Raw genomic sequence first — 20,108 nt, 5'->3', positions numbered from 1 at the left:
ATCATGGACGACACCCTGCTCCGCCTGGCTGAAACCCTGCTGCAGCGCTGCCGCGAGGCAAAAGTCATGCTGGCCACGGCGGAATCCTGCACCGGCGGGCTGATCGCGGCGACACTGACCGAGATCGCCGGCTCGTCGGATGTGGTGGAGCGCGGCTACGTCACTTACTCGAACGACGCGAAAATCTATTCCCTGGGTGTGCCCGCCGAGATCGTCGCCGGCCATGGCGCGGTGTCGGAGCCGGTCGCGCGCGCAATGGCGGAAGGCTGCCTGCGCAAGAGCAACGCTGATATCGCGATTGCCTGCACCGGCATCGCCGGCCCCGGCGGCGGCACGCCGACCAAGCCGGTCGGGCTGGTGCATATCGCGGTGGCCGGCCATGGCCAGGAAACCATGCATCTGCGCATGACCTATGGCGAGATCGGCCGTTCGGCCGTACGTCTGGCCACGGTGGAAGACGCGCTGAACCTGGCCGGGGAAATGCTGGCGCAGATGATCGCCAGCAAGGACTAAAGGTCAGCCTGCCGCCTGACTTCGCCCGAGGCCGCAATCGTGCCATCACGCACGAAACGCTCGTGGTTCTGGTCGATATCGTCCAGCCGGTAGAGATAGTTCACCATCAGGCCGGCTGACTGCTTCAGGCCGTTGCGCGAACGGTCGCCCATCCAGTTCAGGCGATGCACCTGCGAGCCGTTGCTGAGATGGAAACGCGCCACCGGATCGAGCGGCTTGTTCTTCACATCTGTGCTGAGCAGATAGCGCGCGCCCAGCCGCAGCAGCACGGGCTTCAGCGCCTCGGTCAGCGCGGCATTGTCCGTCCAGGCGTGATCCTTCAGCAGCGCCGGCAGCATGCCCTTGGCGAAGCGCTGGCCCAGCGCATGGCTCAGCTCATCACGGCTGCGCCCGTCGACCAGATCTGGCGCGCCATCGGCCACTGTCTCTTCCAGCCATTTGCGGAAGCCCGGGATCGGCGACAGCGTCGAGAACTGCTTCAGGTTCGGCAGGTCGCGTGACAGGTCATCGACCACGCGCTTGATCAGGAAGTTGCCAAATGAAATGCCGCGCAGGCCGGTCTGCGTGTTGGAGATCGAGTAGAAGATCGCCGTATCGGCGTCCTTCGGGTCCATCACCGGTTGCGCCTGATCGAGCAGCGCCTGCACATTGCCGGCAATGCCCTTGACCAGCGCGACCTCGACGAAGATCAGCGGCTCGAGCGGCATGCGCGGATGGAAGAAGGCATAGCAGCGCCGGTCGGCATCGAGGCGATTGCGCAGGTCGTCCCAGCTTTCGATCGCATGCACGGCTTCGTAGGCGATCAGCTTTTCCAGCAGGGCCGCCGGGCTGTTCCACGAGATGCGCTGCAGCTCAAGGAAACCGACGTCGAACCAGCCGACGAGCAGGTCTTCCAGATCGGCCTCGACGATGCCAAGCTCTGGCGCTTCCTTGCGGAAGCGCAGCGCATCGGCGCGCATGTCGACCAGGAATTTCACGCCCTGCGGCAAGGCCGTGAACTGGGTCAGCAATCTTTGACGCGGCGGCGTCAGCGCCGCCCGGAGCGCGCGCTGCGCCTTGTGCCGCGTCGCCGGCTCGGCAGCGCGCTGCACATCGGCAATGGCCTTATCCAGCGCCACCTCGTCAGCGGCGAAGCCGTTGGCCAGCACCTGCAGGAAAGCCTTCTTGCCGGCATCGTCGAAGCCGAGATAGAGCCGGCCGAGCGCCGCCGCCCGGGCGCGGGCCGAGACCTCGCCGCCGCGGGCTTCCAGGCATTCGATGAACAACGCACGCAACCGCTCGGCGTCTTTCGCATCGGTCAGGCCGTCGCGGGCCAGCTGGGCGGTTTCATCGCCGCCGGCAATGCCGCGCCAGGCGCCGACCAGGCTGCGCAGGCCGCGCTCCAGCAGGGTGCCGGAAATCGAGATATTGGGAAGCGTAGGCAGGGCCACCATACTGAACTCCGTGTTGGGCTCAGCAATAACGTGCGAGCCGGGTCAGAGTGCCGTGATCGTAGCACCGGGCGGCAGGGATAATCCATTCTCGCCGTAAAGCTGCTTCGCCCGCGTCTCGAAGGCGCCGACCATGCGTTTGACGGCTTCGTTAAACAGCAGCTCGATGGTTTTCTGCAGCAATTTTGAGCGGAATTCAAAATCGACATAAAAGTCGATCTCGCAGCCTTCCGCGTGGGGCAGGAATATCCAGTGGTTCTTCAGGTATTTGAACGGCCCCTCGGTGTATTCCACGTCGATCCGGTTGCCGTCGGGGTCCAAGGTCACGCGGCTGGTGAAGCGCTCGCGGAACACCTTGAAGCCGATGATCAGGTCGGCCACCACCACATTGGCGGTGCGCTCGCGGATGCGGGCACCAACGCACCAGGGCAGGAATTTCGGGTAATGCTCGATGCCGGCGACCAGCGCGTACATCTGGTCAGGCCGATAGGGCAGGATGCGTTTTTCGGCGTGGGTCGACACCGAAAACTCAGGCCGTCCTGGCCGCGAACTTGGCTTCGCGGGCCGCACGCAGGCGGGCGAAATCGTCGCCGGCATGATGCGACGAGCGCGTCAGCGGCGAGGCCGACACCGTCAGGAACCCCTTCGAGGTCGCAATCGTGGTATAGGCCGCGAATTCATCGGGCGTGACGAAATGCTTCACCTCGGCATGCTTGCGGGTCGGCTGCAGATACTGGCCGATGGTGATGAAGTCGACATCGGCGGCGCGCATGTCGTCCATCACCTGCATGATCTCGATCTTTTCCTCACCCAGACCGACCATGAGGCCAGACTTGGTGAACATCATCGGATCGAGTTCCTTCACCTTCGCCAGCAGCTGCAGCGAAGCAAAGTAACGCGCGCCGGGCCGGATGGTCGGATAGAGGCGCGGTACGGTCTCGAGATTGTGGTTGTAGACATCGGGCCGTGCGGCCACGACCGCCTCGATGGCGCCGGGCTTGCGGATGAAGTCAGGCGTCAGGATCTCGATTGTGGTGGTCGGCGAGGATTTGCGGATCGCCTCGATGGTCTTGACGAACTGCGACGCACCGCCATCGGGCAGGTCATCGCGATCAACTGAGGTGATCACCACATGATGCAGGCCCAGCTTGCCGACGGCTTCCGCGACATGCTCGGGTTCATGCGCATCGACACCGTCCGGCTTGCCGGTGGCGACATTGCAGAAGGCGCAGGCCCGGGTGCAGACCGCACCGAGGATCATCACGGTGGCATGCTTCTGCTTCCAGCATTCGCCCAGATTCGGGCAGGCCGCTTCCTCGCAGACGGTATTGAGATTGAGTTCGCGCATCAGCCGGCGCGTCTCGGCCACTTCCGGCGAGGTCGGGGCCTTCACCCGGATCCAGTCCGGTTTGCGCAGCATCGGCGTGTCAGGCTTGTGGGCCTTCTCGGGATGGCGGACCGGCAGGGGATGAACGTTGATGGCCACGACTTTTAAATCCTTTGGCGACCTCTAGGGCTGAGGTAGCGCGGGAGCAGTATACAGAAAAGCCCCTGCCCTGGCACCAGCCCCGGAATCCTAGAAATTCAGCGCCTTGCCGTAAGCGTCCAGCACCGATTCATGCATCATTTCCGAGAGCGTCGGATGCGGGAAGATGGCATGCATCAGCTCGGCCTCGGTGGTCTCCAGGGTCTTGGCAATACCAAAACCCTGGATCAGCTCGGTCACTTCCGCGCCGATCATATGGGCGCCGAGCAGCTCGCCGGTCTTCTTGTCGAACACCGTCTTGACCAGGCCTTCCGGCTCGCCCAGCGCAATCGCCTTGCCATTGGCGAGGAAGGGATAGCGGCCGATGCGCACCTCGTGGCCCTTGGCCTTCGCGGCGGCCTCGGTCAGGCCGACGCTGGCCACCTGCGGGGTGCAGTAGGTGCAGCCCGGGATGTTGGAGATATTGAGCGGATGGACATCCTTCTCGCCGGCGATCTTCTCGACGCAGATCACGCCTTCATGGCCGGCCTTGTGCGCCAGCCAGGGCGGACCGGTCAGATCGCCGATGGCATAGATGCCGGGCTCGGCGGTGCGGCTGTATTCGTCCGTCACCACATGGGTCTTCTCGACCTTCACCTTGGTGGTCTCGAGCCCGATATTCTCGACATTGCCGACGATGCCGACGGCGAGGATCACGCGTTCGACGGTGATTTCGCTTTCCTTGCCGGCCTTGTCCTTCAGCACGGCGGTGACGGTGTCGATGCCCTTCTTCAGCGCCGTCACGGTGGTGCCGAGATGGATTTTCATGCCCTGCTTCTCGAAGGCCTTCTTGGCCAGCCCTGAGATTTCCTCGTCTTCCACCGGCAGCACGCGGTCCATCACTTCAACGACCGTGACGTCCGAACCGAGCTGGCGATAGAAGCTGGCGAATTCGATGCCGATGGCGCCCGAGCCGATCACCAGAAGGCTCTTCGGCAGCGTCGACGGGACCATGGCTTCCTTGTAGGTCCAGACCAGCTTGCCATCCGGCTCCAGGCCGGGCAGCGAGCGCGCCCGTGCGCCGGTGGCGAGGATGATATGCTTGGCGGTCAGGTCGGCGACCGGCTTGTCGTCCTTGGTGACTTTCACCTTGCCGGCGCCATTCAGCACGCCATGGCCGTCGAAGACCGTGACCTTGTTCTTTTTCATCAGGTGCTTCACGCCGCCCGACAGCTGCGCCGCCACCTTACGCGAACGCTCGACCACCTTCTTGGTGTCGATCGTCACCTTGCCTTCAACAGTGAAACCGAAGGCCTCGGCATGCTTGATGTTGGAATAGATCTCGGCCGAGCGCAGCAAAGCCTTGGTCGGGATGCAGCCCCAGTTCAGGCAGATGCCGCCCAGATGTTCGCGCTCGATGATCGCGGTCTTCATGCCGAGCTGGCTGGCGCGGATCGCCGTGGTGTAGCCGCCCGGGCCGCTGCCGATGACGATCAGATCGAAACTGGTATCAGCCATGGTGTGCCTCTTTACACGGAGCGGGTAATGCCGCCGTCGACGCGGATATTCTGACCGGTGATGTAGCTCGCCTGCTCCGACAGCAGGAAAGCGACGGTGTCGCTGATCTCGCGCACCGTGCCATAGCGTTTCATCGGGATACGCGCCACGCGCTCATCCTTGGCCGGCAGGCTGTCGATGAAGCCGGGCAGCACATTGTTCATGCGGATGCCCTGCGCCGCATACTGGTCGGCATAGACCTTGGAAAACGCCGCCACCGCCGCGCGCACCGGGCCGGAAATCGGGAAATCGGCTTCCGGCTCGAAGGTGGCATAGGTCAGCAGATTCACAAACGCCCCGCCGCCTTGTTTGAGCATCACCGGCGTGACCAGCCGCACCATGCGGATCACCGCCAGATGCACCAGCTCGAAACCGGTGGTCCAGGCGGCATCATCGAGGTCGAGCAGCTTGCCCTTGGGCGGATGGCCGGTGTTGTTCACCACGGCATCGATGCGGCCATACGTCTGCAGCGTGAGATCGACCAGCGCCTTGACGTCGTCCGCCTTGGCATTGGAACCGGCCGTGCCGACACCGCCGAGACTTTCGGCGAGAGTCTTGGCGGCACCCGAGGGCGACATCGCCGCCACCCTGTAGCCATCGGCGGCGAGTTTCTTGAGGATCCCGGCGCCCATGCCCTTGCCGGCGCCGGTGACGATTGCAACCTTGTCAGCCATTGTCACGGACTCACAGCAGCATGGTGAGCGGGTCGTCGATGAAGCCCTTGAAGGCCTGCAGGAACTGCGCGCCGACAGCACCATCGACGGCGCGATGATCGACCGACAGCGTGCAGGTCATGATCGTGGCCGGCACGATCTGGCCGTTCTTCACGATGGGACGCTGTTCGCCGGCACCGATGGCGAGAATGCAGCCCTGCGGCGGATTGATCACCGCCTCGAACTGCTTGATGCCGAACATGCCGAGATTCGAGATCGAGAAGGTGCCGCCCTGGTATTCCTCAGGCTTCAGCTTGCCATCCCGCGCCCGCGCCGCGAGATCTTTCATCTCGCCCGCGATCTGCGTCAGTCCCTTGCCTTCCGCCGCCTTGATGATCGGCGTGATCAGGCCGTTCGGCGTCGCCACCGCGACCGAGATATCGGCATGTTCGTAATACATCATGCCGCTGTCGTCGAAGCTCGCATTGGCGGTGGGCACTTTCTTGAGCGCCAGCGCCACGGCGCGAATGACGAAATCATTCACGCTGATCTTGGCGTCGGTCTTGTCGTTGAGCCGCTTGCGCAGGGACAGCAGCTCGTCGATCTCGGTGTCGATGGTGAGATAGAAATGCGGCACCGTCTGCTTGGACTCGGTCAGGCGGCGCGCGATGGTCTTGCGCATGCCTGAGAGCGGCTCGAGCTTGTAGGGCATCTTGAGCAGGTCGGCGAGCTGACGCGCGCCGGGACCCGACGCCACCGGAGCCGCAGCCTTCCCGGCAGCAGCCGCCGGAGCCGCCGCGCCTTTCGGTGCTTTCTCGACGTCGGCCTTGACGATGCGGCCATGCGGACCGCTGCCCTTCACTGCCTTCAGGTCGATGCCGGCCTGTTCGGCCATACGGCGGGCCAGCGGCGAGGCAAAGACGCGATCACCGCTCTTGGCGGCAGGCGCCGGAGCCGCAGCCGGCTTGGGAGCTTCGGCCGTCTTCTCTTCAGCCCTGGGCGCAGGCGCGGCCTCAGTCTTCTTCTCTTCCTTCCTGGCCTCTGCCTTTTGGGGCGCAGCTTTCGCGTCAGAGGCGCTTTCGCCTTCCTCCAGCAGCACGGCAATCGGCGTGTTCACGGCGACGCCCTCGGCGCCCTCGGCGACCAGGATCTTGCCGATCTTGCCTTCATCGACGGCTTCGAATTCCATCGTCGCCTTGTCGGTCTCGATCTCGGCGATGATATCGCCGGCCTTGACCTCGTCGCCTTCGCGCTTGTGCCACTTCGCCAGCTTGCCCTCGGTCATCGTGGGCGAGAGGGCCGGCATCAGGATATCGATCGGCATCCTTCGGTCCTCCCTTACTTGCGGTAGCAGACGGCTTTCGCCGCCGCGACGATTTCCGGCACCGTCACCAGCGCCAGCTTTTCCAGATTGGCGGCGTAGGGCATCGGCACATCCTTGCCATGCACGCGCACCACCGGCGCATCGAGATAGTCGAAGGCCTTTTCCATCATGACGGCGGCAATTTCGGCGCCGATGCCCGACTGCGGGAAGCCCTCTTCCACCGTGACGATGCGGTTGGTCTTCTGCACCGACTTGATGATGGTCTCGTGGTCCATCGGACGGATGGTGCGCAGGTCGATCACCTCGGCCTCGATGCCCTCTGCCGCCAGCTTCTCGGCAGCGGCCAGCGCATGGCCGACCGCAATCGAGTAACCCACGAGCGTGACATCCTTGCCTTCACGGGCGACGCGCGCCTTGCCGATCGGCACGACATAATCGTCCAGCTTCGGCACATCGAAGCTGCGGCCGTAGAGGATTTCGTTCTCGAGGAAGATGACCGGATTGGGGTCGCGGATCGCGGCCTTGATCAGGCCCTTGAAGTCGGCAGCGCTGTACGGCGCGACCACCTTCAGGCCCGGGATATGCGAATACCAGGCGGCATAACATTGTGAATGCTGCGCGCCGACGCGGGCCGCAGCGCCGTTCGGGCCACGGAACACGATGGGGCTACCCATCTGGCCACCCGACATATACAGCGTCTTGGCCGCCGAATTGACGATCTGGTCGATGGCCTGCATCGAGAAATTGAACGTCATGAATTCGACAATCGGGCGCAGGCCGCCAAAGGCCGCGCCGACACCAAGGCCGGCAAAGCCCTGTTCGGTGATCGGCGTATCGATCACGCGGTCGGGGCCGAATTCGTCCAGCATGCCCTGGCTGATCTTGTAGGCGCCCTGATACTGCGCCACTTCCTCGCCCATCAGGAAAACCTTGGGATCGCGGCGCATCTCTTCCGACATGCCCTCGCGGATCGCCTCGCGCACCGTCATGGAGACGAACTGCGTGCCCTCAGGGATCGCAGGGTCCTTCAGTTCCGGCGCCGGCGTCTTGGCAGTCGTCACGGCGGACTCACCGGCCCTGGTCTCCTCCGGCTGCTTCTTGCCGTCATCGACCTTGACGGGAGCTTCCGCCTTCTTCTCTTCCTTCCTGGCAGGCGCCGCGCCCGGCTTTTCGTCTTCGCCACGCAAGGACGCAATCGGCGTGTTCACGGCGACACCCTCGGTGCCTTCGGCGACCAGTATCTTCTCCAGCACGCCTTCATCGACGGCTTCGAATTCCATCGTCGCCTTGTCAGTCTCGATCTCGGCGATGATATCGCCGGCCTTGACCTCTTCGCCTTCGCGCTTGTGCCATTTGGCCAGCTTGCCCTCGGTCATCGTGGGCGACAGGGCCGGCATCAGGATTTCAATCGACATCGTTTTCTCTCCCGGCCTTAAGCTTCGACGTAGACGTCAGTCCAGAGCTCCGACGGATCGGGCTCGGGGCTTTCCTGCGCGAAGTCGGCGGCCTGCTGGACGATGTCCTTGACCTCCTTGTCGATGGCTTTCAGCGCGTCTTCATCCACCATCTTGTTGCCCAGCAGCAGCGCGCGCACCTGATCGATCGGATCGTGCTCGGCGCGCATCTTGGTCACTTCGTCCTTGCTGCGGTATTTCGCCGGATCGGACATCGAATGGCCGCGATAGCGATAGGTCATCATTTCGAGAATGACTGGCCCCTTGCCGGCGCGGCAATGCGCGACCGCCTCTTCGCCGGCTTCCTTCACCGCGACGACACTCATGCCGTCGACCTGGCGGCCCTGGATGCCGAAGCTCTCGCCGCGCTTGTACAACGCCGGCTGCGCCGAGGCGCGGGCCACCGAAGTGCCCATGGCATACTGGTTGTTCTCGATCACATAGATGACCGGCAGCTTCCACAGCTCGGCCATATTGAAACTCTCGTAGACCTGGCCCTGGTTGGACGAGCCATCGCCGAAATAGCAGAAGGTGACGTTGTCGGTCTTGTTGTAGCGCTGGGCGAAAGCGAGGCCGGTGCCGAGCGGTACCTGCGCGCCGACGATGCCGTGGCCGCCGTAGAAATGCTTCTCGCGGCTGAACATATGCATCGAGCCGCCCTTGCCCTTGGAATAGCCGCCGGCGCGGCCGGTCAGTTCGGCCATCACGCCCTTAGAGTCCATGCCGGTCGCCAGCATGTGGCCGTGGTCGCGGTAGGAGGTGATGACGGCGTCGCCGAGCTTGGCGCAGGCCTGCAGGCCGACCACCACCGCCTCCTGGCCGATATAGAGATGGCAGAAGCCGCCAATCAGGCCCATGCCGTAAAGCTGGCCGGCCTTCTCCTCGAAGCGGCGGATCAGCAGCATGTCGCGGTAATACTGGAGCAGTTCCTTGGCCGGCGGCAGTTTGCCGCCCTTGGCCGCGTTCTCCGCGGCTTTGCCCGGTTTCGCCATCGTTTCTCTCCCACTGACCTTACGTCATTTCCACCAGCTAACACCGTCAGGCGTCAAATGGCGAGCGGAAGAGTATTGCTAACGTTAGTTAAAACAAGGGTTTTTGGATGATTAACTGAATTTCGGTTAATCGACGAAATTCCGTTGCTTGGAGGCCGGGTTTTAGCGCCCGAGTATTACCCGCTCGCCCGGCTTGATCAGGCCAAGGACCTTTTTGCCCTGCTCTTCCAGCATGTCCGCATCCAGGCCGCTGGCCCGCAGCAGGCCGACCCGGCGCTCCATGGTCTTGCGCTCGGCGGTCACCTCACCCAGCGCGGCCTTGGTGTCCTGGATCTGCAGAGTCAGACGGGTATAGGCGTTGATGCCGTGCTCGCCTTCCATCGCATGGTAGGCGAAGTAGCCGATGGCGGCGAAGCAGATCACCGGAACAACGGCGGCAAGCGAATGACGGCGGATTTCGCGGATAGCACTCATGGTGATTCGTAAAGAATCATACCCGAGTCGCCGGGTCAAACCTTTTCCGAGTCGGTCGCAAGATTCTCACAACAGAGTCAAAGCGGTAGCCCGCATACCCAACCCGCTCCACGAACCGGCAGCCAGGCTGAGGTCAGCGCCCGCTGATCCGGCCGAATTCAGCCTTCAGCCGCGGCAGGGCGAAGTCGACGAAGGCGCGCACTTTCGGCACGGCCAGCCGGCCCTCCGGAACGATCAGATGCACTGGCCAGGCCGAGGCATCCGCCTCTGGCAAAACCGGCACCAGCCGGCCGGCAGTGATCTCGTCGGCCACCTGGTAGGAAAACACGCGCGTCAGGCCGCGCCCTTCGGCGGCTGAGGTCACGGCCGCCTCCACCGTATTGACGATCAGGCGCGGCTGCATGCGGATCTGCCGCTGCTGGCCATCTGGCGTGGCAAAGCTCCAGACCTCCTGGCCAAAGGCCGTCATGCAGATGCAGTCCTGCTCGGCAAGATCGTCCAGTCCACGGATCGGCGGCCGGGCCGCGAGATAGGCTGGCGCGGCGCAGATCAGGCGGCGCACCTCGCCCACCCTGAGTGCAATGAGACTTGAATCCGGAAGGTGCGCGATGCGCAGGCCGACATCGACGCCCTCATCCACCAGATTCACCTGACGGTCCAGCAACAGCAGCTTCGCCTTCACCGCCGGAAAGGCATCGAGAAACGCGTCAAGGATGGGCCGCAGCACGCGCGCACCGCTGACGAGCGGGCCGGTGAGCGTCAACAGGCCGCGCGGCGCGGCGCCCTCGCCCGCCGCAGCCAGGTCGGCCTCTTCCAGATCGCTCAGCAGCCGGCGACAGGCGGTCGCATAGCGTTCGCCCGCGTCGCTCAGCCGGATGGTGCGCGTGGTCCGGTGCAGCAGCTGCACGCCGACATGGGCTTCAAGATCGTCGATGGCGCGCGACACCGCCGCGGGCGAGCGTCCCAGCAGGCGGGCAGCGGCACTGAGGCTGCCGGCATCCAGAGTGGCGATAAAGGTGCGCATGGCAGAGAGCTGATCCATATCTTTGCATAACATGCAAAAGTATCTTTCGTAAATCCATAATTCTCCCGTATTGAGCAAAGAGCTACCTGTCTTCCACCGAGCCCGACGGGCCGTCACACAGCAAACGGAGAGACAGGATCATGACTACCGGCAGAAACACTGAGAACAGGGTCGCCATCATTACCGGCGCATCCCAGGGCATTGGCGCCGGCCTGGTGCAGGGTTACCGCGCCCGGGGCTACCGCGTGGTGGCCAACTCGCGCAGCATCACCCAGGCTGCCGCCAACGGTGATGACGGCATCGTCACCGTGGCCGGCGATATCGGTGATCCGCGCACCGCCGACCGCATCCTGCAGGTTGCGGTGGCGCAGTTCGGCCGCGTCGACACGCTGGTCAACAATGCCGGCATCTTCTTCTCAAAGCCTTTCACCGATTTCTCGCTGCAGGACTACGAGACGATGCAGTCGGTTAACGTTGCCGGCTTCTGGCATATCTCGCAGCGCGCCGCCGCGCAGATGCTGCGCCAGGGCAGCGGCCATATCGTCACCATCACCACCAGCCTGATCGATATGCCGGTGGCTGGCGTGCCGGCCGCGCTGACGGCGCTGACCAAGGGCGGCTTGAATGCCGTGACCAAGGCTCTGGCCATCGAATATGCCGGCCGCGGCCTGCGCGTGAATGCGGTGTCGCCGGGCATCATCGACACGCCGATGCACACGCCGGACAGCCACGATTTCCTGGCCAGCATGCATCCGATCCGCCGTCTGGGCCGCGTCGATGAGATCGTCGACGCCGTGCTGTATCTTGAAGGCGCGGACTTCGTCACCGGCGAAATCCTGCATGTCGATGGCGGCGTGCAGGCCGGCCGCTGGTAACCGGTCATCAAGGGAGACAGAGACATGCCATACGTGAATATCCAGATCACCCGCGAAGGCAATGCCAAAGCCCCGCATACCACGCCCGAACAGAAAGCCGACCTGATCCGGGGCGTCAGCCAGCTGCTGCTCGATGTGCTGAACAAGCCGCTCGACTCCACCTTCGTGGTGATCGACGAGGTCGAACTCGACAACTGGGGTGTCGGCGGGCTTCCGGTTACCGAATACCGCAAACTGCAGGCCGCCAGACGTCCCTAGCGTTGCCGTCGCAGGCCGGGATCGCGGAGCAGCAATGCCCCGCGATCCATGCTTCCCCGACGCGGGGGCGCGAACTATCTTTGTCGTCATGCAGCGTCTGACGGTGGCCCCCTGTCCCGACTGGCATGACCGCGCCGCAGCCGCCGGCTTCCCGGCTGCCGGCGTGACGGCCTGGTGCCAGGACGCCGCCTGGCGCTTCTCGCCGGGCGATATCGAAGTGCTGGGCGATGCGGCGCAAAGGCTGGAGGACCTCTGCCTCGACTGGGTGGAGGATGTCGTCAGCCGGGGCGACTACGCCGCCTTCGGCCTGCCGGACGAGGCCTGCGCCCTGATCGAGGACTCGTGGCGGCGGCAGGACAAGAACCTGCTCGGCCGCCTCGACCTCGTCTGGAACGGCCGCGATGCGCCGCAGCTGCTGCGCTATGCCGCCGATGCGCCGGCCGGCCTGTGCGATGCGGCGCAGATGCAGGCCGAATGGCTCGACTGCCACTGCAATCACTGCGACCAGTTCAACGGCATTCACGAGATGCTGGTCGAGGCCTGGAAGCATTTCGGCCTCTGGGGCCATCGCGTGCATATCGGTGCCGGCCGCGAGGATGCGGAGGGTCGCAGCTGCGCCGACTATTTGCGCGACACCGCGCAGGTGGCCGGGCTGGATGCCAGCCTGCTGCATCTGGAAGACCTGCGCTGGAACGGCAAACGCTTCACCGACCAGACGGCAAAGCCGATCACCGTGCTGTGCAAGCTCAGCCCGTGGAGTGACCTGCTGCGGCATCCGCTGAATGAGCACCTGCGCAGCGCCGGCATGCGGCTGATCGAGCCGGCGTGGAAGCTGCTGCTGACGCAGGAGGCAACCCTGCCCGGCTTGCGCGCTGCCTTTCCGGATGACGCGCATCTGCGGCCGGTGACCGCACTGCCCACCGCCGACGGCCATGCGCCGGTGCTTGGCGTGTGGATCGTCGCCTCGCGCGCCTGCGGGCTGGGCGTCAGCGAAAGCGGTCGCGACGGCACGCGTTTCGTGCCGCATATGTTTGAGTAGGCGTGTCGCTGCCATTTGCCATTAACCATGAAAAGCGGTTGCCGCCGTTTGCGACTGCGGTTAGGAGTCGGACATGTTCACGCTCCGCTCCCTCGCTGCCGCCGCCCTGCTCGTCCTCCCGCTCGGCGGCTGCATGGACCCGACGTCGATGGCCTCGACCGACACGCAGTTCGTCGGCGGCTCGGCCGATTCCATTGTGGTCATCGGCATGCGGTCGACCATGCCGATCCTCAAGCCGACCGAACGCTACTACCCCGATTTCCGCATGTGGTGGAACAGCCTGCCGGAGCCGGGCATGCGCGCCGGCACGCCCCACAAGGTGATTATCGGCACGGACGAGCACAACGAAACCTTCGGCGACCGCCACGCCGGCGAGATCAGCATCCATGTCGTGCGCGTTCCGCCCGGAACCTATTACCTGCACGGCATCAAGTCGGAAATCGCGGAATCCTTTTACAGGCTGCAGCCAGTCAGCGGTCCTGGCACGCCCTTCTTCACGGTGAAAGCCGGCGAGGTGCGCTACATCGGCGACATGCACTGCGATGTGATCAGCCAGCCGGCGCGCTGCGACAAACTGACCCGCAGCGACCGCCTCGCCTTCACCATGCTCCAGCAGTATCCGGGCATCCGCGTAAAGCCGCAGTTCCGCGCACCGGCCTATCTGCCGGGCGGCGAAGACCCCGCCAGGGTGATGGCGGTTTCGGACTAGCGCGCGCGGTCAACGCCTGAAGAAGCGCAGCAGGTCCTTCAGCTGCACGGCCTGATCCGACAGCGTACGGGCTGAAGCCGAGGTCTCTTCCACCAGAGCCGCATTCCGCTGGGTCATCTCGTCCATCGCGGTCACCGCCGTATTGACCTGATCGAGGCCGATGGCCTGTTCATGACTCGCGGCAGCAATCTCCGCCACGATATCCGACACCTTCTTGATCGCGATAACGATGTCGGCCAGCGACTGTCCCGTCTGATTGACCAGCGCCGCGCCGCTTTTGACCTGGCTGTTCGACGCCTGGATCAGCGCCTTGATGTCCTTCGAGGCATTCGCCGAGCGCTGCGCCAGCGCGCGCACTTCCTGTGCCACGACGGCAAACCCCTTGCCCGCCTCGCCCGCGCGCGCGGCTTCGACGCTCGCGTTGAGGGCGAGCAGGTTGGTCTGGAAGGCGATCTCGTCGATCAGGCCGACGATGTCGGCAATCTTGCGCGCGCTGTCCTCGATCCGGGTCACGGCAGAGACGGCCTCCGCCACCACCGCGCCGCCCTTTTCCGCCGTATCGCGCGCCGCGACTGCCAGCTGGTTGGCCGCCTGCGCATTCTCGGCATTGTGCTTCACCGTTTCGGTGATCTCATGCATCGACGCCGCGGTCTCTTCGATGCTGGCGGCCTGGGATTCCGTACGGCTCGACAGGTCCTGGCTGCCATTGGAAATTTCGGCGGCCGCATCATGCACCAGTCCCGCCGATTGGGTGAGCCGGCCGGCCATCTCGCCCAGCTGGTCGGCCAACCGGTTGGTGTCGTCACGCAGAATGCCGAACAGGCCCTGATACTCGGCCTGCACGCGACGGGTGAGATCGCCATCCGCCAGCGGCGTCAGCACCGTGCCGACCTCCCTGATGGCGGATTCGGTGGTGGCGAGCAGACGGTTCACGCCTTCGGCCAGACGGCGGTTCACGCCTTCCAGCATGGCGGTCTCGATGCGGCGGCTCAGATCGCCGACGCTGGCGGCCTCGACAATGGCGCCCACCGACTCTTCGAGCCGGCTTTCCTGGACCTGACGCTCTTTCTCGAAAGCTTCGCGCTGGGCAGCTTCGCGGTCTGTCGCCTGCCGGTCCGACTCTTCGCGCTCGGCACGCAGTCGCGCTTCGGCCGCCTCCTGCTGCGCCTCGCGCCGGCGGATCGCTGCCAGATAGCGGGCCACCAGGATCAGCGCGACGGTGGCGACACCGCCGGCAATGACAATGAAGATCGCCAGCGAACTCAGCCGCGTGCGCAGCAGATCGGCATGCAAGCCGGCCAGATCGCGCCCGACCACCAGATCGGCCACACGCGCGCCATCGGGCCCGGGCAGATCGATGCGGGTCTCGACGATATCGGTCTGGCCGGCCGCGGCGATGCCGGAAAGCTGCAGCGCCGGAGTGGTGCCGCCGACCGGATAGACGGCGATATTGAGGCCGAGCTGCTGCTCCATGCCCTTCAGTTCGGGCAGTGGGTCGACGTGCAGTGCGATATAACCGCTGAGCCGCAACCCGCCGACCGGCGCGATCACGGTCTGCACCGGCCCCTGCCCGCTGACCCAGCCGAGTTGCACCAGCTGCATGCGGGCCGAGCCTTCGCGTTTGCTCAGCGGCTCCAGCAGTGCAATGGGAACCGCCAGTTCCGCGCCGCGCCATTCGCCACCGATGGTTTTCATCCCGGGATCGAGCATGGTGGCGCCGCGCAGGTCGATGCTGCCGCTGGAAATCGCGCCGCGGCCGAATTCCTCGCGCAACGCCGCCGAAGCCGCCGCCGCATCCCTGGCGGCGACCGCGCTGCGCAGTGCGGCACTCTGCGCGATCGCCTGTGCCACCGGTGCGATGGTCTTGTAATGCTCGCTCCAGATCCGGCTGACCGCGAGGGCGCGTGCCATGCGGGCATCGCCCTGCAGCGTGCCCTCGTCCATCTGCTGCTCGTAGCGCTGCGACATATAGGTGCCGACGCCGCCACTGGCGGCGAGAACCGTTGCCAGCGTGAGGCCGACAACGACCGTGAGCGACAGCTTCATGGCAGGATCAACCGGATCAGGCGCGACGTTCAGCGATCACTTGACCAGCGGCAGGCCCTTCTTGTTCCATTCGTCGAGGCCGAGTGCGTAGTAGTAAACTTCCTTGTAGCCCTGCTGCACGGCGACGCTGGCGGCCTTGGCGGCGCGGCCGCATTTCAGGCCATTGCAGTAGAACAGCACCGGCGTGTCCTTGGTCTTGACGGCTTTCGCCAGGCTTTCGGGCGTGACGTCGGTATCGATCAGGCGGATCGCGCCTTCGATATGGCCGGCGGCGAAATCCTCCGGCTTCCGATTGTCGAGAATGACCAGGTTGCTCTTCTTGGTGACCAGATCGACCACCTGTTCGGCATTCACCGTGGTGGTGCCGGTGATCGACATCGGCGCATCCTGCGCGGCGGCCGGCTGTGCGACAGTTGCCAGAACCAGGCCGCAGAACGCGATGGCTGTTTTGAATAGCGTCATGATTTTCCCTCAGGTTGTACCGCAGGCCACAGGTCACCCTGGCTTGCTGCGGCAGCAGCAAACGAAAAAATGCAATCGATGGATTACGCACGCCCCCTTCGGCAGACAGTGCCACGACGGGCAACCGCGCCTGCAATCAATGCATCATAACAATCGGGACAATTCTATAACCCCGCGGGACTACAGGGCTGATGGCCTGGCGGTTGCCGGCTTACCGGCACTTCACCAGGCGGCGATCGGACTCAATCGTCTCATCGAACGCGACAAGGCGCGTCGGCGAGAAGTCGATGATGATCAGCGCCAGCTCACGGTCGGGCTCCTGCTCGTCCAGCAGGATGATGCGGTCGCGGCCGGTGCGGTATTTGCCGGCGCGCGGCTGGTTGTCGTCCAGTGTCGAGGTGAAAGCGCCATCTGCCTCGAAGGCGATGGTCTCGCTGTCGCAACGGCTCTGGCTGACGGCCCATTTTCCCACGACGGAAACAGACTGCGCCGCCGCGCCGGCGTGAGCCAGCGCGACGGCGAGTGCGATGATGATTACCCCCCGGCTCATCATCGTCTGTCTGCTTAGCGGCCCTTCAGGGCGCTGAGGCCCGGATATTTGGCGGCAACGTCGAGCTGCTGCTCGATGCGGATCAGCTGGTTGTACTTGGCCATGCGATCCGAACGCGCCAGCGAGCCGGTCTTGATCTGGCCGCAGTTGGTGGCCACGGCAAGATCGGCAATCGTGTTGTCTTCGGTCTCGCCCGAGCGATGCGACATCACGGCGCGATAGCCGTTCTTGTGCGCGAGCTCCACGGCTTCGAGCGTCTCCGACAGCGTGCCGATCTGGTTGACCTTGACCAGGATGGCATTGCCGACGCCCTGCCTGATGCCATCGGCCAGACGCTTGGGGTTGGTCACGAACAGATCGTCGCCGACCAGCTGGCACTTCGCGCCGATCACGTCGGTCAGTTCCTTCCAGCCCTTCCAGTCGTCTTCGGCCATGCCGTCTTCGATGGACACGATCGGATAGTCGCCGACCAGCTTAGCCCAGTATTTCACCATGTCGCTGGGCGACAGCTTCAGACTCTCGCCATCGAGATGATACTGGCCGTCCTTGAAGAACTCGGTGCTGGCGGCATCCAGCGCGATCATCACGTCCTTGCCGGCCTTGTAACCGGCCGCCTCGATGGCCTGCATGATGAAGTCGAGCGCGCCCCGGGTGCTCGGCAGGTTCGGCGCGAAGCCGCCCTCGTCGCCCACATTGGTGTTGTGGCCGGCATCCTTCAGCTTCTTCTTCAGCGTATGGAAGACCTCGGCGCCGACGCGCACGGCATCGGCGAGGCTCGGCGCCGCCACCGGCATGATCATGAATTCCTGCACGTCGATGGGATTGTCGGCATGGGCGCCGCCGTTGATGATGTTCATCATCGGCACCGGCAGCACATGCGCCGCTGCGCCACCCACGTAACGATACAGCGGCAGGTCGGCTTCCTGCGCGGCGGCCTTGGCGACGGCCATGCTCACGCCGAGGATCGCGTTGGCGCCGAGACGCGCCTTGTTCGGCGTGCCGTCGAGGTCGATCATGGTGCGGTCGATCTTGAGCTGGTCGCTCGCCTCGAAGCCTGCGATGGCATCGAAGATTTCGACATTGGCGGCATCGACCGCCTTGAGCACGCCCTTGCCGAGATAGCGTTTCTTGTCGCCGTCGCGTAGTTCGACGGCCTCATGCGCGCCGGTCGAGGCGCCCGAGGGCACGGCGGCCCGGCCCATGGCGCCGCTCTCCAGCACGACATCCACTTCCACGGTGGGATTGCCACGGCTGTCGAGAATTTCGCGCGCCACGATATCGGAAATGCCGCTCATGTCAGGGGGTCCTCTTTAAGCTGGAAACAGGCAGAAAAGATGGGCCAAAGGGATAGCCCGGCGAGGGCTTTCGGGCAAGGGGCGATGGGTGTCCGGGCAGTGGCAAGATGGGGATAAATGGCGGCTATTCAGGCCCTTTCACCTCTTCGACGTCATGGTCGGGCTTGACCCGACCATCTCATGCAGAACGGCGGGAGACCCTCGGGTCAAGCCCGAGGGTGACGGTTTTTGTAGTTGGATCAGCCACCCCATAAACGTCATGGCCGGGCTTGACCCGGCCATCCACGTCTGACTGACGATGCGAAGTGGCCTACACCAGCCGCGACTGCTTCAGCGCGGCCTCGATGAAGCTGGCGAACAGCGGATGCGGCTCGAACGGCTTCGACTTCAGTTCCGGGTGATACTGCACGCCGATGAACCAGGGATGGTTCGGCAGTTCCACGATCTCGGGCAGCAACCCGTCGGGCGACATGCCCGAGAAGACCAGACCGCAGCTTTCCAGCTTTTCGCGATACTTGGTGTTGACCTCGTAGCGATGGCGGTGGCGTTCGGAAATCTTGGTGCTGCCGTAGCATTCAGCCACATGGCTGCCGGGCTTCAGCGCCGCGTCATAGGCACCCAGACGCATGGTGCCGCCCAGGTCGCCGGCAGCCGAGCGCTGCTCCAGCTCGTTGCCACGCATCCACTCGGTCATCATGCCGACGACAGGTTCTTCGGCCGGGCCGAATTCGGTGCTGCTGGCTTTCGGGAAACCGCCCTTGCTGCGGGCATATTCGATCACTGCCATCTGCATGCCGAAGCAGATACCGAAATACGGCACGTTGCGTTCGCGCGCAAAGGTGACGGCGCGGATCTTGCCTTCCGAGCCGCGCTCGCCGAAGCCGCCCGGCACCAGGATGGCATGCACGCCCTCCAGCGCCGCCAGCGCCGTCTCGTCCTTCTCGAATATCTCGGACTCGATCCATTCGATATCGACGCGCGCGTTATTCGCGATGCCGCCATGCGCCAGCGCCTCGGCCAGCGACTTATACGCATCCTTCAGGCCGGTATACTTGCCGACGATGGCGATCTTGACGCGATTTTCGGGCGCCACCACGCGCTGCACCACGTTCTTCCAGCGCGACAGGTCCGGTTCCGTGCTGGCATCAAGGCCGAAGCTCTTCAGCACCTGCACATCCAGACCGGCCTCGTGATAGGCCAGCGGCGCGGCATAGATCGTGCTGACGTCGAGCGCGGGGATCACGTCCTCTTCGCGCACATTGCAGAACAGCGCCATCTTGCGACGGTCGCCCTGCGGGATTTCGCGATCCGAGCGGCAGAGCAGGATATCGGGCTGGATACCGATGGAGCGCAGCTCCTTCACCGAATGCTGCGTCGGCTTGGTCTTCAGCTCGCCGCTGGCTGCGATGAAGGGCACCAGCGTGCAATGGATGTAGATGGCCTGGCCGCGGCCCGCTTCAAGCCCGAACTGGCGGATCGCTTCGAGGAAGGGCAGGCTTTCGATATCGCCCACCGTGCCGCCGACTTCGACCAGCATGAAATCGACGCCGTCGCGGTCGTCGGCGATGAAGTCCTTGATGGCGTCGGTGATATGCGGAATCACCTGCACGGTGCCGCCCAGATAGTCGCCGCGACGCTCCTTGGCGATCACGGTCTGGTAGATGCGGCCGGTGGTGATGTTGTCGGTCTTGCGGCCGGGCACGCCGGTGAAGCGCTCGTAATGGCCGAGGTCGAGATCGGTCTCGGCGCCGTCATCGGTGACGAAGACCTCGCCATGCTGATACGGGCTCATGGTGCCCGGATCGACGTTGATATAGGGGTCGAGCTTGCGCAGGCGGACCGTGTGGCCGCGCGCCTGCAGCAGCGCGCCGAGCGCCGCCGAAGCCAGACCTTTTCCAAGCGAGGAGACCACGCCGCCGGTGATGAAAATATACCGCGTCATGGGAGCCCTGTTTAACCGATCCATCCGACACACAAAAGGGTTCGCC

20 protein-coding genes are annotated in these 20,108 nt (G+C 64.3%); 5 read left to right on the top strand and 15 right to left on the bottom strand.

The features are described from left to right. The first annotated feature begins 3 nt into the window (after window positions 1–3). Entirely contained in the window at window positions 4–513 is a 510-nt protein-coding gene (locus tag FNB15_RS14980; protein WP_144069484.1) for a CinA family protein, read from the top strand. On the opposite strand, the gene FNB15_RS14975 is transcribed toward FNB15_RS14980, so the two are convergent. The 10 genes from FNB15_RS14975 to FNB15_RS14930 all read right to left on the bottom strand — a co-directional run bounded on the left by FNB15_RS14975 (window position 510) and on the right by FNB15_RS14930 (window position 10,904). Next, the gene (locus FNB15_RS14975; RefSeq protein WP_144069483.1) at window positions 510–1,946 is read right to left on the bottom strand and encodes a malonyl-CoA decarboxylase; all 1,437 of its coding nucleotides are present in this window, start codon (window positions 1,944–1,946) and stop codon (window positions 510–512) included. The genes FNB15_RS14980 and FNB15_RS14975 overlap by 4 nt on opposite strands. A gap of 42 nt (window positions 1,947–1,988) precedes the next feature. Continuing rightward, window positions 1,989–2,465 (bottom strand): type II toxin-antitoxin system RatA family toxin, encoded by a 477-nt coding sequence (locus FNB15_RS14970; RefSeq protein ID WP_144069482.1) that lies wholly within the window; start codon window positions 2,463–2,465, stop codon window positions 1,989–1,991. A gap of 7 nt (window positions 2,466–2,472) precedes the next feature. After that, window positions 2,473–3,363, bottom strand: coding sequence for a lipoyl synthase (lipA, locus tag FNB15_RS14965; RefSeq protein ID WP_246068867.1), 891 nt, complete (start codon window positions 3,361–3,363; stop codon window positions 2,473–2,475). A 156-nt stretch (window positions 3,364–3,519) separates the two neighbouring features. Further along, on the bottom strand, window positions 3,520–4,926 hold the full coding sequence (lpdA, locus tag FNB15_RS14960) for a dihydrolipoyl dehydrogenase (RefSeq protein WP_144069480.1): 1,407 nt from the start codon (window positions 4,924–4,926) through the stop codon (window positions 3,520–3,522). Between the two features lie 11 nt (window positions 4,927–4,937). Further along, window positions 4,938–5,639, bottom strand: a complete 702-nt coding sequence (locus FNB15_RS14955) for an SDR family oxidoreductase (RefSeq protein WP_144069479.1) — start codon at window positions 5,637–5,639, stop codon at window positions 4,938–4,940. A gap of 10 nt (window positions 5,640–5,649) precedes the next feature. Further along, on the bottom strand, window positions 5,650–6,942 hold the full coding sequence (locus FNB15_RS14950) for a pyruvate dehydrogenase complex dihydrolipoamide acetyltransferase (RefSeq protein WP_144069478.1): 1,293 nt from the start codon (window positions 6,940–6,942) through the stop codon (window positions 5,650–5,652). A gap of 14 nt (window positions 6,943–6,956) precedes the next feature. Beyond that, a complete protein-coding gene (locus tag FNB15_RS14945) occupies window positions 6,957–8,357 on the bottom strand; it encodes a pyruvate dehydrogenase complex E1 component subunit beta (protein WP_144069477.1) in 1,401 nt (466 codons plus the stop codon). A 17-nt stretch (window positions 8,358–8,374) separates the two neighbouring features. Beyond that, window positions 8,375–9,388, bottom strand: coding sequence for a pyruvate dehydrogenase (acetyl-transferring) E1 component subunit alpha (gene pdhA / locus FNB15_RS14940; protein ID WP_144069476.1), 1,014 nt, complete (start codon window positions 9,386–9,388; stop codon window positions 8,375–8,377). 162 nt (window positions 9,389–9,550) lie between these two features. After that, on the bottom strand, window positions 9,551–9,862 hold the full coding sequence (locus FNB15_RS14935; protein ID WP_144069475.1) for an FtsB family cell division protein: 312 nt from the start codon (window positions 9,860–9,862) through the stop codon (window positions 9,551–9,553). A gap of 133 nt (window positions 9,863–9,995) precedes the next feature. After that, window positions 9,996–10,904 (bottom strand): LysR family transcriptional regulator, encoded by a 909-nt coding sequence (locus FNB15_RS14930; RefSeq protein WP_144069474.1) that lies wholly within the window; start codon window positions 10,902–10,904, stop codon window positions 9,996–9,998. A 122-nt stretch (window positions 10,905–11,026) separates the two neighbouring features. Here FNB15_RS14930 and FNB15_RS14925 point away from each other — a divergent pair, with 122 nt between their 5' ends. From FNB15_RS14925 to FNB15_RS14910, 4 genes are all read left to right on the top strand, one after another. Beyond that, entirely contained in the window at window positions 11,027–11,761 is a 735-nt protein-coding gene (locus FNB15_RS14925) for an SDR family NAD(P)-dependent oxidoreductase (protein WP_144069473.1), read from the top strand. A 24-nt stretch (window positions 11,762–11,785) separates the two neighbouring features. Continuing rightward, on the top strand, window positions 11,786–12,019 hold the full coding sequence (locus tag FNB15_RS14920; RefSeq protein ID WP_144069472.1) for a tautomerase family protein: 234 nt from the start codon (window positions 11,786–11,788) through the stop codon (window positions 12,017–12,019). 34 nt (window positions 12,020–12,053) lie between these two features. After that, entirely contained in the window at window positions 12,054–13,058 is a 1,005-nt protein-coding gene (locus FNB15_RS14915) for a glutathionylspermidine synthase family protein (RefSeq protein ID WP_144069471.1), read from the top strand. 73 nt (window positions 13,059–13,131) lie between these two features. Beyond that, window positions 13,132–13,767 carry a hypothetical protein gene (locus FNB15_RS14910; protein ID WP_144069470.1) on the top strand — a complete coding sequence of 212 codons (636 nt, stop codon included), beginning with the start codon at window positions 13,132–13,134 and terminating at the stop codon, window positions 13,765–13,767. Window positions 13,768–13,776: 9 nt separating this feature from the next. On the opposite strand, the gene FNB15_RS14905 is transcribed toward FNB15_RS14910, so the two are convergent. The 5 genes from FNB15_RS14905 to FNB15_RS14885 all read right to left on the bottom strand — a co-directional run bounded on the left by FNB15_RS14905 (window position 13,777) and on the right by FNB15_RS14885 (window position 20,062). Next, on the bottom strand, window positions 13,777–15,813 hold the full coding sequence (locus FNB15_RS14905) for a methyl-accepting chemotaxis protein (protein WP_144069469.1): 2,037 nt from the start codon (window positions 15,811–15,813) through the stop codon (window positions 13,777–13,779). Between the two features lie 36 nt (window positions 15,814–15,849). Next, a complete protein-coding gene (locus FNB15_RS14900; RefSeq protein WP_144069468.1) occupies window positions 15,850–16,275 on the bottom strand; it encodes a rhodanese-like domain-containing protein in 426 nt (141 codons plus the stop codon). Window positions 16,276–16,486: 211 nt separating this feature from the next. Next, the gene (locus FNB15_RS14895) at window positions 16,487–16,828 is read right to left on the bottom strand and encodes a hypothetical protein (protein ID WP_144069467.1); all 342 of its coding nucleotides are present in this window, start codon (window positions 16,826–16,828) and stop codon (window positions 16,487–16,489) included. Between the two features lie 11 nt (window positions 16,829–16,839). Next, on the bottom strand, window positions 16,840–18,120 hold the full coding sequence (gene eno, locus FNB15_RS14890; RefSeq protein WP_144069466.1) for a phosphopyruvate hydratase: 1,281 nt from the start codon (window positions 18,118–18,120) through the stop codon (window positions 16,840–16,842). Window positions 18,121–18,430: 310 nt separating this feature from the next. Then, the gene (locus FNB15_RS14885; RefSeq protein WP_144069465.1) at window positions 18,431–20,062 is read right to left on the bottom strand and encodes a CTP synthase; all 1,632 of its coding nucleotides are present in this window, start codon (window positions 20,060–20,062) and stop codon (window positions 18,431–18,433) included. Window positions 20,063–20,108 lie beyond the last annotated feature (46 nt).

The organism is Ferrovibrio terrae (assembly GCF_007197755.1).
In the GTDB taxonomy this organism is placed as follows: domain Bacteria; phylum Pseudomonadota; class Alphaproteobacteria; order Ferrovibrionales; family Ferrovibrionaceae; genus Ferrovibrio; species Ferrovibrio terrae.
This window is presented reverse-complemented; position numbering and strand designations above follow the sequence as displayed.